This is a genomic window from Nocardioides sp. BE266, from assembly GCF_031457855.1.
GTDB lineage: Bacteria > Actinomycetota > Actinomycetes > Propionibacteriales > Nocardioidaceae > Nocardioides.
This window is the reverse complement of record NZ_JAURTI010000001.1, coordinates 681759-699040: the sequence shown is the minus strand read 5'-3', so window position 1 is coordinate 699040 and position 17282 is coordinate 681759. Positions and strand designations below refer to the sequence as shown.

At 72.2% G+C, this 17282-nt stretch carries 12 protein-coding genes; 9 read left to right on the top strand and 3 right to left on the bottom strand.

Annotation, left to right across the window (positions count from 1 at the left end):
* Positions 1–158: 158 nt before the first annotated feature.
* Positions 159–452 carry a co-chaperone GroES gene (groES, locus tag J2X46_RS03350; protein ID WP_056605525.1) on the top strand — a complete coding sequence of 98 codons (294 nt, stop codon included), beginning with the start codon at positions 159–161 and terminating at the stop codon, positions 450–452.
* A gap of 138 nt (positions 453–590) precedes the next feature.
* Positions 591–2210 carry a chaperonin GroEL gene (gene groL / locus J2X46_RS03345; RefSeq protein WP_310246851.1) on the top strand — a complete coding sequence of 540 codons (1620 nt, stop codon included), beginning with the start codon at positions 591–593 and terminating at the stop codon, positions 2208–2210.
* A gap of 72 nt (positions 2211–2282) precedes the next feature.
* Here groL and J2X46_RS03340 read toward each other — a convergent pair whose 3' ends face one another.
* The gene (locus J2X46_RS03340; protein ID WP_310246847.1) at positions 2283–3842 is read right to left on the bottom strand and encodes a hypothetical protein; all 1560 of its coding nucleotides are present in this window, start codon (positions 3840–3842) and stop codon (positions 2283–2285) included.
* Positions 3843–3890: 48 nt separating this feature from the next.
* Here J2X46_RS03340 and guaB point away from each other — a divergent pair, with 48 nt between their 5' ends.
* Both guaB and J2X46_RS03330 read left to right on the top strand, forming a co-directional pair.
* Positions 3891–5393, top strand: coding sequence for an IMP dehydrogenase (gene guaB / locus J2X46_RS03335; RefSeq protein WP_310246844.1), 1503 nt, complete (start codon positions 3891–3893; stop codon positions 5391–5393).
* 136 nt (positions 5394–5529) lie between these two features.
* Positions 5530–7530 carry a pre-peptidase C-terminal domain-containing protein gene (locus J2X46_RS03330; RefSeq protein ID WP_310246841.1) on the top strand — a complete coding sequence of 667 codons (2001 nt, stop codon included), beginning with the start codon at positions 5530–5532 and terminating at the stop codon, positions 7528–7530.
* Positions 7531–7603: 73 nt separating this feature from the next.
* Here the strand turns inward: J2X46_RS03330 and J2X46_RS03325 are convergent, their stop codons facing one another.
* Positions 7604–9349 carry a CHAP domain-containing protein gene (locus J2X46_RS03325; protein WP_310246840.1) on the bottom strand — a complete coding sequence of 582 codons (1746 nt, stop codon included), beginning with the start codon at positions 9347–9349 and terminating at the stop codon, positions 7604–7606.
* Positions 9350–9423: 74 nt separating this feature from the next.
* Positions 9424–10644 carry a GAF domain-containing protein gene (locus J2X46_RS03320; protein WP_310246836.1) on the bottom strand — a complete coding sequence of 407 codons (1221 nt, stop codon included), beginning with the start codon at positions 10642–10644 and terminating at the stop codon, positions 9424–9426.
* A 112-nt stretch (positions 10645–10756) separates the two neighbouring features.
* Here J2X46_RS03320 and J2X46_RS03315 point away from each other — a divergent pair, with 112 nt between their 5' ends.
* The 5 genes from J2X46_RS03315 (at position 10757) to J2X46_RS03295 (ending at position 17222) form a co-directional block, all read left to right on the top strand.
* Positions 10757–12583: an NAD(P)/FAD-dependent oxidoreductase gene (locus J2X46_RS03315; RefSeq protein ID WP_310246832.1), complete on the top strand. Its 1827-nt coding sequence runs from the start codon at positions 10757–10759 to the stop codon at positions 12581–12583.
* Positions 12584–12650: 67 nt separating this feature from the next.
* Positions 12651–13574 carry an L-lactate dehydrogenase gene (locus J2X46_RS03310; protein WP_310246830.1) on the top strand — a complete coding sequence of 308 codons (924 nt, stop codon included), beginning with the start codon at positions 12651–12653 and terminating at the stop codon, positions 13572–13574.
* A 31-nt stretch (positions 13575–13605) separates the two neighbouring features.
* Positions 13606–14247 (top strand): TetR family transcriptional regulator, encoded by a 642-nt coding sequence (locus J2X46_RS03305; protein WP_310246827.1) that lies wholly within the window; start codon positions 13606–13608, stop codon positions 14245–14247.
* 139 nt (positions 14248–14386) lie between these two features.
* Entirely contained in the window at positions 14387–15496 is a 1110-nt protein-coding gene (locus J2X46_RS03300) for a GuaB3 family IMP dehydrogenase-related protein (RefSeq protein ID WP_310246824.1), read from the top strand.
* Positions 15497–15509: 13 nt separating this feature from the next.
* Positions 15510–17222, top strand: a complete 1713-nt coding sequence (locus J2X46_RS03295) for a glycerol-3-phosphate dehydrogenase/oxidase (RefSeq protein WP_310246822.1) — start codon at positions 15510–15512, stop codon at positions 17220–17222.
* Positions 17223–17282 lie beyond the last annotated feature (60 nt).

The following is a 17282-nucleotide window of genomic DNA, read 5'->3' as shown; positions in this document are numbered from 1 at the left end:
GCTGGCACTCTCACCCCGAGAGCGCCAACGCTCGTGAGCCTGGCACGACCCCCGCGACGGCGTGCCGCCCGGATCGCGAGCCCACGTCCTGGGAGCCCGGACACAAGGGTCCGGTCTCCTGAAGAATCTCGTGAAGAGAAAGTGGAGGTTGATCCGAAGTGTCGGTCAACATCAAGCCCCTCGAGGACCGCATCGTGGTCCAGACGCTCGAAGCCGAGCAGACCACCGCCTCCGGCCTGGTCATCCCGGACACCGCCAAGGAGAAGCCCCAGGAGGGCGAGGTCGTGGCGATCGGTCCCGGTCGCATCGACGACAACGGCAACCGCGTCCCGCTCGACGTCGCGGTGGGTGACAAGGTCATCTACAGCAAGTACGGCGGCACCGAGGTCAAGTACGCCGGCCAGGAGTACCTCATCCTGTCTGCTCGCGACATCCTCGCGGTCGTTTCCTGACGCACCTGGCATCCCGGCTGGCGGCGTTGCTCGCCGCTCGACGACCGCTCCGCTCCAAGGTCGCCTTCGCGGCGGCGCCTTGCCAGCCGGGCGCCAGGCACGTCAGGCCCCTTTTCCTTTCTTCCTAGGAGCACTTCGATGCCCAAGATCCTGGAGTTCGACGAGAACGCCCGCCGCGCCCTCGAGCGCGGCGTCGACGCCCTCGCCAACGCCGTCAAGGTGACGCTCGGCCCCAAGGGCCGCTACGTCGTCCTCGACAAGAAGTGGGGCGCCCCCACGATCACCAACGACGGTGTGACCGTCGCTCGCGAGGTCGAGCTCGACGACCCGTTCGAGAACCTCGGTGCCCAGCTCACCAAGGAGGTGGCCACCAAGACCAACGACGTCGCCGGTGACGGCACCACCACCGCCACCGTGCTGGCCCAGGCCATGGTCCACGAGGGCCTGCGTGCCGTCGCGGCCGGCGCCAACCCGATGGGCCTCAAGCGCGGCATGGACGCGGCGGCCGAGGCCGTCGGCGACGCGCTGCGCGAGGCCGCCCGCGAGGTCGAGTCCCGCGAGGACATGGCGTCCGTCGCCACGATCTCCAGCCGTGACAGCCACATCGGCGACCTGCTCGCCGAGGCCTTCGACAAGGTCGGCAAGGACGGCGTGATCACGGTCGAGGAGTCCAACACCATGGGCACCGAGCTCGAGTTCACCGAGGGCATGCAGTTCGACAAGGGCTACATCTCGGCGTACTTCGTCACCGACCCGGAGTCGATGGAGGCCGTCCTCGACGACGCCTACATCCTGCTCCACCAGGGCAAGATCTCCTCGATCCAGGAGCTGCTCCCGGTGCTCGAGAAGGTCATCGCCACCGGCAAGCCGCTCTTCATCCTCGCCGAGGACGTCGAGGGCGAGGCGCTCTCGACCCTGGTCGTCAACAAGATCCGCGGCACGTTCAACGTCGCCGCGGTGAAGAGCCCCGCCTTCGGTGACCGCCGCAAGGCGATGATGCAGGACATCGCGACCCTGACCGGTGGTCAGGTCGTCGCCCCCGAGGTCGGCCTCAAGCTCGACCAGGTGGGCCTCGAGGTCCTCGGCCAGGCGCGCCGCGTCGTCATCACCAAGGACACGACCACCATCGTCGAGGGTGCTGGCGACAGCGCCGCCGTCGAGGGCCGCGTCAACCAGATCAAGGCCGAGATCGAGAACACCGACTCCGACTGGGACCGCGAGAAGCTCCAGGAGCGCCTCGCCAAGCTGGCCGGCGGCGTGTGCGTGATCAAGGTCGGCGCCGCCACCGAGGTGGAGCTGAAGGAGAAGAAGCACCGCATCGAGGACGCCGTCTCCGCGACGCGCGCCGCGATCGAGGAGGGCATCGTGGCCGGTGGCGGTTCCGCCATCATCCACGCCGTCTCGGTGCTCGACGACAACCTCGGCCTCACCGGTGACGAGGCTGCCGGTGTCCGCGTGGTCCGCAAGGCCGCCGACGAGCCGCTGCGCTGGATCGCCGAGAACGGCGGCGAGAACGGCTACGTCGTGACCGCCAAGGTCCGCGAGCTCGGTGTCGGCAACGGCTACAACGCCGCGACCGGCGAGTACGGCGACCTGGTCGCCCAGGGCGTCCTCGACCCGGTCAAGGTCACCCGCTCGGCCCTCGTCAACGCGACCTCCATCGCCGCGATGCTGCTCACGACCGAGACCCTCGTCGTGGACAAGCCCGAGGACGAGGAGCCCGCGGCCGCCGGCCACGGGCACGGCCACGGTCACTGACCGACCCCGCTCCGCACGACAGGCCCGCACCGGACTCCGGTGCGGGCCTGTCGCATGTGGTACGCGCCGTCCTCACGTGCCCCAGATGGTCCGGTAGGGCGTGCGGCAGTCCACCTTCACGTCGATCGGGTCGACGGAGTTGAGGTGGTAGATCCGGTAGCGGTCGCACGCAGTGCGGATGAACTCGTACTTGCTGATCAGCGACCGCTCGATGGGTCGCGTGCCGAGCTCGCTCCACGTGTTGATGTAGGACGCCTCGACGAACCACGTCGGCGGGTTGCTGCCGGTGAGCACCTTGCGGAGGTCCTCGAGCCCGGGGTCGAGGGTGCGCATCGGCAGCGACCAGAGATAGGGGTACGGCGACCCGGCGCGGCTCGACCACTGGATGTCGGCGCGGCCGCCGTAGACCAGCACCCGGTCGCCCGGTCGGGCCGCCGCGGCGATCGCCTCGCCGGTGCGGATCTCCACCGGCACCCGGCCGGTCACCCAGGAGCCGGTCCAGGACGCGAGGGCGATCACGCTGGAGGCGACCACGAAGCCGACGCAGGCCGGCGACAGCCGTCGGCGCGAGAGACGGAGGTCGTCGTGGGCCACGAGCGCGGCCAGCGCGAGGGAGAGGGGAGGGATGAGCACGAACAGGTAGGGCATCCAGAAGCTGCCGCTCAGCGCCACCCCGACCAGGTCGACCGTCACCATCGCCAGCACCGCGACGACCGGCACCGCGTCGTGGCGCAGGAGCGGGCGCACCCGGGCGAGGAAGCAGGCGAGCACGAGCAGCATCCCGGTGCCGACGAAGACCGCAGCCAGGACCCCGATGCGGCTCTGGGCTCCCTCGGAGTTCTGCCCGGCGATGACCCGGCTGGCGTCGGAGCGGAAGGAGACGGAGGCGTACCAGAGCGTGTGGAGCCGCACCCCCGACGCGAGGGCCCACGCGACCACCACTGCGACCGGCACGGCGGCGCCCGCGGCCGCTGCGGCGGCGAACCTCCCAGCCGTCCGCCACGGGATGTGCCGCGACACCGCGGAGCCCACCAGCAGCACCGCCCCGAAGACGATGCCGCCGAAGATGCTCTGCTTGAAGCCCAGCGCCAGCACGGCCAGGGCGCCGGCCCAGAAGGCGTCGAGGGCCGACACCCGGCGCACGGCCCGCAGGGCGAGCCAGCACGACGCCATCACCAGCGGGATGCCGAAGACCTCGCCCTTGGCGGCGACCGGGTCGATCTGGGCGTTGCTCACCAGGGCCGCGGTGCCGACCGCGACCCACCCGGCGAGACGTCGTACGGAAGCGGGGTCGACGACGCCGGCCCGGCGGGCCATCTCCCGGGTCGCGGCCGCCGCGGCGAGGACGAGGAGCGAGCACGCGAGGGCGCCGACGAGGCGGTGGGTGTAGGCCCCGCCGACCCAGTCGGTGGCCCGCATCAGCCAGATGATCGGCGGCGGGCGGTCCACCCAGTAGTGGCCGTAGAGCGAGTCGGGCTCGGGGTTCAGGCTCCGCGCGACCAGGAGGAACCCGGCCTCGTCGGGGCGCAGCGGCCAGAGCAGTCCGGGGAACCGGGCGACGAAGGCGGCGAGCGCGGCGAGCCACACCACACGCCCCTGTCGGGTCACCTCGACCCGTGCCGCCGACCCCATGGCGAACACCCTCTCAGAGCACGCACGCCCCGCCCGTAGAATGGGCGCGTGGAGATCCCCGAGAAGTTCGCCGCCCTGGGCCTCACCTACGACGACGTGCTGCTGCTGCCGGGCGAGTCCGACCTCGCGCCGAGCGACATCGACACCACGACGCGCCTCACGCGCGAGATCTCGGTCAAGGTCCCGCTGATCAGCGCCGCGATGGACACGGTCACCGAGGCGCGGATGGCGATCGCGATGGCCCGCGAGGGTGGCATGGGCGTGCTGCACCGCAACCTCTCGATCGAGGACCAGGCCCGCCAGGTCGACCTGGTCAAGCGCACCCAGACCGGGATCATCTCCAACCCCGTTACGATCGGCCCCGACGCGACGCTGGAGGAGCTCGACCGCATCTGCGGGGAGTACCGCGTCTCCGGCCTTCCCGTCGTCGACCTCGACAACCACCTGCTCGGCATCATCACCAACCGCGACCTGCGCTTCACCCCGGTCGCGGAGTGGGCGACCACCAAGGTCACCGAGGTGATGACCAGCGAGGGCCTGATCACCGGCCCCATCGGCATCTCCCGCGACGAGGCGACCTCCCTGCTGCGCGCGCACAAGCGCGAGCGCCTCCCGCTCGTCGACGGCGAGGGTCGCCTCGGTGGCCTCATCACCGTGAAGGACTTCGTCAAGGGCGAGCAGTTCCCCCACGCGTCGTACGACGCCGACGGCCGGCTGCTCGTCGGTGCGGCCATCGGCTACTTCGGCGACGCCTGGGAGCGGGCGACGACCCTCATCGAGGCCGGTGTCGACGTGCTCGTCGCCGACACCGCGCACGGCCACGTCCACCTCCTGCTCGACATGGTCCGGCGGCTCAAGTCCGACCCGGCGACGAAGCACGTGCAGGTCATCGGCGGCAACGTCGCGACCCGCGAGGGCGCGCAGGCGTTCGTCGACGCGGGTGCCGACGCGGTCAAGGTCGGCGTCGGCCCCGGCTCGATCTGCACGACCCGCGTGGTCACCGGCGTCGGTGTCCCGCAGGTGACGGCCGTCTACGAGGCGTCGCTGGCGACCAAGCCCGCCGGCGTGCCCCTGATCGCCGACGGCGGCATGAAGCACTCCGGCGAGATCGCCAAGGCGCTCGTCGCGGGTGCCGACTCGGTCATGGTCGGCTCGATGCTGGCCGGCTGCGAGGAGTCGCCGGGCGACGTGGTCTTCGTCAACGGCAAGCAGTTCAAGTCCTACCGCGGCATGGGATCGCTCGGCGCGATGAGCAGCCGCGGCAAGAAGTCGTACTCCAAGGACCGCTACTTCCAGGCCGAGGTCACCAGCGACGACAAGATCGTCCCGGAGGGCATCGAGGGCCAGGTCGCCTACCGCGGCCCGCTGTCCGCGGTCGCCCACCAGCTCGTCGGCGGGCTCAACCAGTCGATGTTCTACGTCGGCGCCCGGACCATCCCCGAGCTCCAGGACAAGGGCCGGTTCGTCCGGATCACCTCGGCCTCGCTCAAGGAGAGCCACCCGCACGGCGTGCAGATGACCGTCGAGGCGCCCAACTACAGCGGCGCCTGAGGTTCCGACTTCGGTCTCTTCCCGAACTGGTCAGTAGGACCTACCTTGACCAGAGTCAGGGGATCGGGCCCCGCGACGATGCGATCCATCGACCACGATGTGCTCGATCCCGATTTCTCTCGGGAGGAGCGCTTCAGTGCGCAGAAACATCCTGGTCGCGACCGGCACCGCCGGCCTGCTGGCCGTCGTCACCCCAGCCCTGTCCACCGCCGCACCATCCGGTGACGACAGCATCACGCCGTCGCAGCAGACGGCCCTCGACCTGGGGTTCCAGGTCGCGCCCAAGGAGGAGAACGCCGCCTCGCTGACGGCGAAGGCCAACCCCAACCCGTACCTCGCGAACCTGCCGTCGCTCACCGACGCCAACTACTTCGCCTGGAACAAGCTCATGCACGCCAAGGCCGAGCAGCGGGCCGACTCGAAGCGGCTCGCCGCCAACCGCCGCGAGGCGCTCGGGTCCGGGCGCTCGCGTGTCTCGGCGAAGGCCGTGCTGACGCCGTTCGTCCACGACGAGGAGGAGCCCGACGGCACCGCGGGGTCCAACGACTCCCACGCCGACGCCGAGCCGATCACCCAGTTCGGCACCGCCGCCGCCAAGATGCCGGCCGTCCGCATCCTCGGCAGCCTGGCCCCGCCGCCGGCCAGCACGCCGCGCACCGTCACCACGACCGAGGACCAGGGCTCCATCCCGCTGGCCACGCCGACGGCCATCACCGCGGCAGGCGGCTCCACGGTCACCAACTCGGTGCTGGGCGACGGACCGCACGGCCCCGCCCCCGCCGGTGACGGCACCAACGACTTCGACTTCTACGCCGTCGAGGTCGGCGCCGGCCTCACCCTCACCGCCAACACCGAGGGCAGCGCGACCACCACCGACACGATCCTCGTCGTCTACGCCGCCGACGGCACGCCCGTGGCCGCCGACGACGACAGCGGCACCGGCCTGCTGAGCAGCGTGAGCTACAAGCCCGAGGCTCCCGGCACCTACTACGTCATGGTCGGCGGCTACGCCCTCGACCCGCTGCCGGCCGACCCGACCGACTCCGGCAGCGGCGCCGGCGGCGCCGACACCGGCAACTACCGGGTCTCGATCGCCAGCGCGAAGCTCGACGCCGACTACTACTCCGTCCGGCTCCGCCCCGGTGACACCATCGGCTCCACCGGCACCGGCGCGGCCACCGGCCTGACCGTGCGTACGCCGTCGGGCGAGGAGCGCGTGGGCGGCGTCGGCACCGACGCGTCCTTCCTCTACCCGCCGACCTCCCCGCTGCCGGGCGGCGGCAACACCGCCATCGCCTACGTCGCGGAGGAGGCGGGCTGGTACTCCGTCCAGGTCTCCGGCGGCACCGGCGCCTACGACGTCCTCGTCGAGGGCTACCGTCCCGGCACCCAGGGCGACCGCGGTCGCCGGCAGACCGTGCTGCTCGACTTCGCCCCCGGTCGCGTCAACACCGGCACCTGGGGCGGACCCGGCCAGCGCAACGTGTCGCCGTTCGCCGCCTTCGTCCCGCAGTGGGGCATCGCGCGCGCCGACGCGCGCAAGGTGGAGAACCGCATCGTCAACCAGGTGCGGCGCAACATCCAGGCGGAGCTCTCGGGCACCAACCCGACGGTCAACGTCGACGTGCTCAACGCCCGCACCAACCCGGAGCTGATCGGCCAGGAGAACGTCTCGCGGATCTACATCGCGGGCACGATCGCCGAGACCGGCATCAGCACGATCGGCATCGCGCAGTACATCGACCCGGGCAACTTCGGCCACCAGGACGAGGCGATCGTGCTGCTCGACGTGCTGAGCGCGGCGGCCGGACCGGCGTCGTCGCTCAACACCTACATGAACGCGACCAGTGACCGGATCGGGTTCGTGTCGGCCGCCGTGGCCAACGTGACCGCCCACGAGATCGGGCACACGATCGGCAACTACCACACCGACAACGCCGACGAGATCCACAACATGATGGACTCCGGCGGCGCGAACTTCGGCCAGAACCTCTACGGGGTCGGGCCGGACAACCTCGGTGGCACCGCGGACGACGAGAACATCGAGTTCGTGACCGACACCTACTCGCCCGCCGAGGGCTTCACCGGACTGGAGAACACGGAGAACGTCTCGTCGTGGGCCTACGCCGGCCGCTGACCTGACAGACGCGACGCGGCCATCCCCGCTCCGGGGGTGGTCGCGTCGTCGTACGTCCGGGTGGGTGCGACGGTCAGGGGGTGAAGCCGCCGCGGGTCGGCGAGATCTTGCCGCTGACGGCCGAGGCGGGCCGCGTGAGCAGGCGGGCCTGCGGGGCCCGCCGGGCACCGAGTGACACCACAAAGACGCCGCCGTTGCGGCGGGTCACCAGGCCGGGGGAGCGGGTCGGGTCGCCGGCGGACCGGAGGCGCGGGGCCACACGGGAGCGCTGTCCGGGGAGGGCAGCCCGCAGGTGCAGGGTGCCGCGTCGGTCGACGACCGCGACCACCAGTCGGCCGGCGACGTCGCCGACAGCCGGTGAGGCGTACGTCGACCAGTCGCCGTCGAGCGTCGCAGGACGGCTCCAGCGGCGGCCCGCGAGGGTGCGGACGGTGAGCACCCCGGTCGCGCTGACCTGGTGCAGCCGCGTGGTGCCGTCACCGGCCACGCTCAGCGCAGGCGTCGAGGTGATCGATCCGGCGGGCCCGGTGAGCCTCGTGAGCCGGCCGCGCTCGAGCGACTGGGCGTAGGTCCCACCGTTCACGGTGACCGCCACGAGCCAGGTGCGGCCCGAGGTGTCGCTGCCGAGGACCGGGGCGGTGTGGGTCGCCCACGAGCCTGCCTTGCCGACGCGGGCCGGGGCGCTCCAGCGACCCTGCTGCGTGAAGCGCCGGGTGGTGAGCGTGCCGTCCGGGGAGACCGCGGCGAGCACCGGGCGCCCGGTGCGTGAGAGGACCAGCGCCGGGCTCGACGTGGGTGCGGCGGTGCCGACCGTCCGAAGCACGAAGCGGGCACCGCGGACGGTGCCGGCCAGCGCCCGGCCGTCACGGGTGGTCGCCGCGACCCAGGGGCGGCCGCGGCGGTCGAGCGTGAGCGCGGGCGCCACGACGGGGGAGAACCCGCCGCGCGGGCCCACGACGCGGGAGCGGCGCCCCGGCTGGGCGACGCGGAGGGTGCCGCCGTCGTCGACGCGGGCGGTCCACGACTCACCGAGCCGGTCCGGCACGGACACCACGGGGCGGTCCGACCCGACGAGCGGCGACGGCGCCACGTCGTCGAGGTGGAGGTAGCGGAAGTCGCTGACCGGGACGGTGCGGGTTCCGTAGCCGCCGGGGAGCGAGTGGTTGTACTCCTCGATCGTCACCGTGCCGGGACCGATCGCGCTGACCCAGGCGACGTGGCCGACGCGGCCGGCGTCGGTCTGCGCGACCGCGCCGATCGCGGGCACGTGGTCGACGCGGTAGCCCAGCGCCCGGGCGGCGTCGTCCCAGTGCTCCGCGTTGCCCCAGTGCTGGCCGCCGAAGGAGTTGGAGAAGCCGGCCAGCCGGTTGCGCTCCTGGAGGCGCCACGCGACGAAGCTCGTGCAGTTGCGCAGCACGAAGCCCCACGGGTCGCCGATCGAGCCGTTGATCGCCCAGATCCACTTCGCGCAGGTCGGCTTCGGCCCGCGCGGGTCGTAGAGGTGGCCGCTGACCGGGTCGAGCACCGGCGGCGGGGGCGGAGGTGTCTCGACGGCGGGCGTCGGGTCGGCCTTGTCGCCGGGCTTGTCACCGGCGTCGGGGCCCTTCGCGGGCTCGGGTGTCGGGGTGGGGGTGGGCTCCTCGATCGGCTCCTGCGGCACGATCGGGCACTGGCCCTGCCAGGCGTACGGGTAGTCGTCGTCGGCGTGCGCCGCGGGCGCGGCCAGGCTCAGCAGCCCGCCGGCGACGCAGACGGACGCGAGCGTGCGCGCGATCGTTCGTTGCGGCCACGAGCCGTGCCGCTTCCCCAGGTTCCCCACGTTTTTACCGTAGGAACAGCGTCCGGACGGCGTGGCGACTTTGCCAAGGTGTGCACGACTTGTTACCGGACGCCTCAGGCCCCCGCGCGCCACCGTCGTACGACAGGGGCCGACGAGCGCGGCAGCGCCCCGGCCCGGCCGCCGCGGACCTCGGTCGCCAGGCCGGGCGCCAGCCGGTAGGGGCCGGAGAGCAGCAGGCTGCCGGCGAGCCGCCGCAGCCGCGACATCTCCGCGCGCACCGTGACGGTGCGGCGGGGGTCGTCGAAGAGGTCCTCGGAGAGCTGCCCGGCCGTGCGCCCGTCGTGGCCCGCCTCGAGCAGGGACAGCACGATCTCGGCGTGGCGCGGCGAGAGGGTGCGCGACCACGATCCGCTCGGGCCGGAGACGACCAGACGGGGGTCGCCGTCGAGCTCGAGGACGAGCGACGACGACGCGGGGTCGGTGGTCTCGCCCGACTCCAGCCGCAGCAGCCAGCCGCCGTCGAGCGGCTCCGCCGTGGCGTGGCCCAGCGTCGGCAGCCAGACCCGACCGGCCGCCAGCGGGTCGGGCAGCGCCACCCGCTCGGGGCTGCGGTTGCCGATGGCGGCGGCGAGGTGCCCGGCGTAGTCGATGGCGAGCGCGTCGCCGCTCAGCCCGGCCAGCAGCGGTGCGGCGCGGGCGCGGAGCCGGTCGAGGGCCGCGCGGTGGCGGGCCACGATCTCGGTGGACGTCATCTGGGCGGCGAGCTGGACCAGGGCGAGCTCGGCCGGGTGCATCCCGCGGCTCGGGCCGCTCACGTCGAGGACGCCGAGGGTCCGGCCCGTCCACGGGTCGACGAGCGGCGCGGCCGCGCAGCCCCAGCGCGTGTGCGACTCGACGAAGTGCTCCGGGCCCTGCACGTGCACGCCGGTGCCGAGCACGAGCGCGGTGCCGATCGCGTTGGTGCCGACGTTGGCCTCGGTCCACGCCGAGCCGCCGACGAAGCCGAGGTCGTCCGCGAGGCGTCGTACGCCGCTGCTGCCCAGGCGCCAGAGCACCCGGCCCTCGGCGTCGGCGACGACGACCAGCTGGCCGGCGTCGACCACGGGAGCCAGCGACTCGGCCAGCCGCGGCACGATGTCGGCGAGCCCGCTCGCGGCGCGGCGCCGCTCGAGCTCGGCGCCGTCGATGGGCGGGATCTCGGCGCCCGACCCGGGGTCGAGGCCGGCGGCCGCGACGCGCCGCCACGACGCGGCGATCTCGGTGCGGGGGAGGGGTGCCCGGGCGCCACCGGCGAGCGCGGCCTCACGGCTGCGGTGCAGGTCGCGGTCGGTCATGCCATGTCCCTGGGCTTCCTCGGGCCGAGCGGTTGCAACCTCTCGCAACCCTGTCGCCGCCCGGTGGAGGCGGTGTGTGCTCGGTCACACCAGCGTAGTTGAAGGAGAACCGATGACCCAGACCCTGGATCCCGTGACCGGCACCGACCCGCAGACCCGCGTGGACGCGTGGCTCGCCCGCTTCGAGGCGGCGCTCGCCGCCGGCGACGCGGCCGCAGGCTCCGCCCTCTTCGCGACCGAGTGCTACTGGCGCGACCTGGTGGCGTTCACCTGGAACATCAAGACCGTCGAGGGCCGCGACGGCGTCGCCGACCTGATCGGCGCGGCCGGCGCCCGGTCGGGCGCCTCGGCCTTCGCGACCAGCGAGCCGCCCGACGAGGCCGACGGCGTGGTGACGGCGTGGATCACCTTCGAGACCGGCACCGGCCGCGGCAACGGACTGCTGCGGCTGAAGGATGAGGACGGCGAGGACCGCGCCTGGACCCTGCTCACCGCGCTCTACGAGCTGAAGGGCCACGAGGAGCCGCGCGGCACCCACCGCCCGATGGGCACCCAGCACGGCGCGTTCAAGGACCGCGTCACCTGGAAGGAGCGGCGCCAGGCCGAGGCCGAGAGCCTCGGCTCGACCACCCAGCCCTACGTCCTGGTGATCGGCGGTGGCCAGGGCGGCATCGCCCTCGGCTCCCGTCTGCGCCAGCTCGGCGTGCCGAGCCTGGTGATCGACAAGCACCCGCGGCCGGGCGACCAGTGGCGCAACCGTTACAAGTCGCTCTGCCTGCACGACCCGGTCTGGTACGACCACCTGCCCTACCTCAAGTTCCCGGACAACTGGCCGGTCTTCGCGCCCAAGGACAAGGTCGGCGACTGGCTCGAGTCCTACGTGAAGATCATGGAGGTGCCCTACTGGTCGAACACGACGGCCTCCAGCGCCACCTGGTCGGACGAGACCCAGGAGTGGACCGTCGAGGTCGAGCGCGAGGGCAAGCCCCTGACGCTCCGGCCCAAGCAGCTGGTCTTCGCCACCGGCATGAGCGGCAAGGCCCGGATGCCGGACATCCCCGGCACCGACGTCTTCAAGGGCGACGTCCACCACTCGTCCGCGCACCCCGGCCCCGATGCGTACGCCGGCAAGAAGGCGGTCGTGATCGGCAGCAACAACTCGTCCTTCGACATCTGCGGCGCGCTGTGGGAGCACGACGCCGACGTGACGATGGTGCAGCGCTCCTCGACCCACATCGTCAAGAGCGACAGCCTGATGGAGATCGGCCTCGGCGACCTCTACTCCGAGCGCGCCGTCGCCGCCGGCGTCACGACGGAGAAGGCCGACCTGATCTTCGCCTCGCTGCCCTACCGGATCCTGCACACCTTCCAGATCCCGGCCTACGAGGCGATGGCGGAGAAGGACAAGGCCTTCTACGACCGGCTGGAGAAGTCCGGCTTCCGGCACGACTGGGGCGACGACGGGTCCGGCCTGTTCATGAAGTACCTCCGCCGCGGCTCCGGCTACTACATCGACGTCGGTGCCGCCGAGCTGGTGGCCAACGGCGACGTGCACCTGGTGCAGGGGCAGATCGACCACCTCACCGAGGACGCCGCCGTCCTCGAGGACGGTACGACGCTGCCCGCCGACGTCGTCGTCTTCGCCACCGGCTACAACTCGATGAACGGCTGGGTCGCCGACCTGATCGACCAGGACACCGCCGACCGGCTCGGCAAGTGCTGGGGCCTGGGCTCGGAGACCACCAAGGACCCCGGCCCGTGGGAGGGCGAGCAGCGCAACATGTGGAAGCCGACCCAGGTCGACAATCTCTGGATGCACGGCGGCAACCTCCACCAGTCGCGCCACTACTCGCTCTACCTCGCGCTCCAGCTCAAGGCGCGGCACGAGGGGATCGAGACGCCGGTCTACGGCCTCCAGGAGGTGCACCACCTGGGCTGAGCGACCTGGCAGGGGCAGGCCCCCGACAGCCCCTGTCCTCCGGCGGCGCCGCCTGCCACGATGAGGCGTGACCTCCGCGAAGATCGCCATCGTCGGCGCCGGCGCCGTCGGCTCCACGCTCGCCTACGCGTGCCTGGTCCGCGGCGTCGCCACCACCGTCGCGCTGCACGACGTCGACGCCGCGAAGGTGCGCGCCGAGGAGCTCGACCTCCGCCAGGGCCTGCAGTTCCTGCCGACCGCGCACGTCGAGGGGTCCGCCGACGTGTCGGTGTGCGCCGGGGCCCAGGTGGTCGCGGTGACGGCGGGTGCGAAGCAGCAGCCCGGGCAGACGCGGCTCGACCTCGCGGCGTCGACCACGAGCATGCTCCGCTCGCTGATGCCGGCCCTCGTCGAGGCCGCCCCGGACGCCCGCTTCGTGATGGTCACCAACCCGGTCGACGTGGTGACCTACGCCGCCCAGAAGCTGACCGGCCTCGGCACCGAGCAGCTCTTCGGCTCGGGCACCGTCCTCGACTCGGCGCGGCTGCGCGGGCTGGTCGCCGCCCGCTGCGGGGTCGCGGTGCAGAACGTCCACGCCTACGTCGTCGGCGAGCACGGCGACAGCGAGATCCCGCTGTGGAGCAGCGCGAGCATCGGCGGAGTGCCGGTCACCGACCTGCTGCCGGCCGAGGATCGCGACGCGATGGCGGCCGAGGTGGTCGGTGCGGCCTACGAGATCATCAAGGGCAAGGGCGCCACCAACTACGCGATCGGGGTCTCGGCCAGCCGCATCATCGAGGCGGTGCTGCGCGACGAGAAGCGGGTGCTGCCGGTGTCGACGCTGCTGTCGGACTACCACGGCATCAGCGACGTCTGCCTCTCCGTGCCGACCGTCGTGGGGTCCGGGGGAGCGGAGCGGCGCCTGGAGGTGCCGATGAGCGAGGCCGAGCTCGCCGGGCTGCGCGCCAGCGCCGACCGGATCCGGGGCACTGCGCGCGACCTCGGCTTCTGACCCGGGTGTCGCCTTCACCTAGGCTCGCGACGTGGAGGAGAAGGACGTCCCGGCGCGCCGCGCGTACGACGCCAGCGGTCGCCGCGCGGCGGCCGAGCAGCGGCGCCTCCACGTCGCCGAGGTGGCCGCGCGCCTCTTCGCCGAGCACGGCTGGAACGGCACGACCCTCGCGCTCGTCGCCGAGGAGGCGGGGGTGTCGGTCGAGCTGCTGACCAAGACGTTCGGCAGCAAGGCCGGCCTGTTCATGGCGGCCTTCCGCACACTCGGATTCGGGCACCGGGGAGGGCTGCAGTCCGCCTTCGCGGACCTGAGGCTCGCGGACGAGCCCGATCTCGACGCCCGGCTGGACCGGTTCGTGGAGTTCGTCACCGCGACCGTCGTCCGCATGGGTCCGCTGGTGTGGGTGCTGGGGCACGGCGCCGAGCAGGACCCGGTCCTGCGCGAGCTCGTGCGCGGCGCGCACCAGGGCCATGCCGTGATGTGCGCCGAGGTGGTCCACCTGCTGGCCGCCGGCGAGGCGGCCCCTGACGCGGTTGACGAGGTCTACCTGCTCACCCGGTCCGAGACCTACCTGACCCTCGCCCAGCACCGAGGCTGGACGCCGGAGCGGTACGCCGCCTGGCTGCGCCGGTCGCTGCGGACGGCCATCGACGGCCCACCTGCCGGACGCTGATCCGGAAATCGGACGCACGTTCACCACAATTGAGTACGATGGTCTCGGATCCAATTGTGGGGGTTGGGTTCTCGGGCTCATCGGGTCCGGTCGGGTGGGGGCCCGGCCGGACCTGCTGACCGCCGATAGGCTGCGCGCCATGACCGAGATCGAGATCGGCCGCGCCAAGCGCGGACGTCGGGCGTACTCCTTCGACGACATCGCGATCGTGCCCTCCCGGCGCACGCGCGACCCCGAGGAGGTCAGCACCGCCTGGCAGATCGACGCCTACCGCTTCGACATCCCCGTCGTGGCGGCGCCGATGGACTCGGTCATGTCGCCCTCGACCGCGATCGCGCTCGGCCAGATGGGTGGTCTCGGGGTGCTCAACCTCGAGGGCCTCTGGACGAGGTACGACGACCCGACCGGCCTGCTCGAGGAGGTCGCCGGGCTGACCGGCGCCGAGGCCACGCGCCGGATGCAGCAGATCTACACCGAGCCGATCAAGCCCGAGCTGATCACGGCTCGGCTCAAGGAGATGCGCGCCGCGGGGGTCACCGTCGCCGGCTCGCTGTCGCCGCAACGCACCAAGGACCACGTCAAGGCGGTCGTCGACGCCGGCGTCGACATGTTCGTCATCCGCGGGACGACCGTCAGCGCCGAGCACGTCAGCAGCCAGTCCGAGCCGCTGAACCTCAAGGAGTTCATCTACGAGCTCGACGTCCCCGTCATCGTCGGCGGCTGCGCGACCTACCAGGCCGCGCTCCACCTCATGCGCACCGGCGCGGCCGGCGTGCTGGTCGGCTTCGGCGGCGGCGCCGCCCACACCACCCGCACCGTCCTCGGCGTCGCGGTGCCGATGGCCAGCGCCGTCGCCGACGTCGCCGCGGCCCGCCGCGACTACATGGACGAGTCGGGCGGGCGCTACGTCCACGTCATCGCCGACGGCTCCATCGGCAGCTCGGGCGACATCGCCAAGGCGATCGCCTGCGGCGCCGACGCGGTGATGATCGGCTCGCCCCTGGCCCGGGCCACCGAGGCCCCCGGCCGCGGCTTCCACTGGGGGAGCGAGGCCACCCACGCCGACCTGCCGCGCGGCGAGCGCGTCGAGTTCGCCCCCGTCGGGACGCTGCAGGAGATCATGTTCGGCCCCTCGAGCGTGGCCGACGGCACGATGAACCTCGTCGGCGCCCTGCGCCGCGCGATGGCGACCACGGGCTACACCGAGGTCAAGGAGTTCCAGCGCATCGAGGTCGTCGTCCAGCACTGACACACTGGGTCGCATGACGCTTGCCAAGGCCCTCGACGCCGACCAGCGCGCAGACGCCCTCCAGCAGCTCGGCTCCGGCGAGCTCGACGTGCTCGTCGTCGGTGGTGGGGTCGTCGGCGCAGGTGCCGCGCTCGACGCGGTGACGCGCGGGCTCAAGGTCGGCCTCGTCGAGCAGCGCGACCTCGCCTCCGGCACCTCGTCGCGCTCGTCCAAGCTGGTCCACGGCGGCCTGCGCTACCTCGAGATGTTCGACTTCGCGCTGGTCAAGGAGGCGCTGGAGGAGCGCGGCCTGCTGCTCACCCGGCTCGCACCCCACCTCGTGCGCCCGGTGCCATTCCTCTACCCGCTCGAGCACGCGTGGGAGCGCCCCTACGTCGGCGCCGGCGTCGCGCTCTACGACGGCATGGCCATGACCGGCAAGTACGACATGGGGGTCCCGAAGCACAAGCACGTCTTCCGCAAGCAGCTCGCCCGGATGGCACCCGACATCAGGACGGAGGGCCTCCACGGCGCGATCCGCTACTACGACTGCCAGGTCGACGACGCCCGCCTGGTGATGACGCTCGCGCGCACTGCGGCCAACAACGGCGCCCATGTCGCCACCCGCACCAAGGTCACCGGCTTCCTGCGCGAGGGCGACCGTGTGGTCGGCGTCAGCGCGCGCGACCTGGAGGGCCAGCGCGACCTCGAGATCCGCGCGAAGGTCGTCATCAACGCGGCCGGGGTGTGGACCGACGAGGTGCAGGACCTCATCGGCGGCCAGGCGCAGCTCGACGTCGACGCCAGCAAGGGCATCCACATCGTCGTGCCGAAGGACCGGATCCGCTCGGAGTGCGGGTTCATCACCAAGACCGAGAAGTCGGTGCTCTTCGTGATCCCGTGGGGCCAGTTCTGGATCATCGGCACCACCGACACCGCCTGGGACCTCGACCTCGCGCACCCGGCCGCCAGCCGCACCGACATCGATTATCTCCTCGGCCACGTCAACACCCTGCTCCGCGACCCGCTCGACCACCGCGACGTCATCGGCGTCTACGCCGGCCTCCGCCCGCTGCTCAAGCCGATGCGCAAGGAGGGCGAGATGGGGGAGACCACCAAGCTCTCCCGCGAGCACACGGTCGCCAACCCCGTCCCGGGCCTCGTCCTGGTCGCCGGCGGCAAGCTGACGACGTACCGGGTCATGGCGCGCGACGCCGTCGACCACGCCATCCGGGGCTTCGACCACGCGCCGCCCTCGATCACGGACCGGGTGCCGCTGATGGGGGCCTGGGGCTTCGAGGCGCGCACCAACCAGCGGGTGGCGCTGAGCCGCTCCTCCGGCCTCGACATCGGCGTCGTCGACCACCTGCTCGGTCGCTACGGCGGGCTCGTCGACGAGGTGCTCGCGCTCATCGACCAGCGCCCCGACCTCGGCGAGCCGCTGGAGGGCGCGGAGCACTACCTGCGCGCCGAGGTGCTGTACGCCGTCACGCACGAGGGGGCGCGCCACCTCGACGACGTGCTGGCGAGGCGCACGCGGATCTCGATCGAGACCTTCGACCGCGGCGTCACGGCCGCCCGGCCCGCCGCCGAGCTGATGGCCGAGGCGCTCGGGTGGGACGACGCGCAGCGCGACGACGAGGTCGACCACTACCTCCGACGGGTCGAGGCCGAGCGGCAGAGCCAGCTGATGCCGACCGACCAGGAGGCCGACGAGGCACGGGTCAAGGCGCCCGACATCGTCTGAGCGCCCGTTGGACAAAACGGGCCGAAGTGTCAAATATTGGGATGAAGTGACCAACCGGTA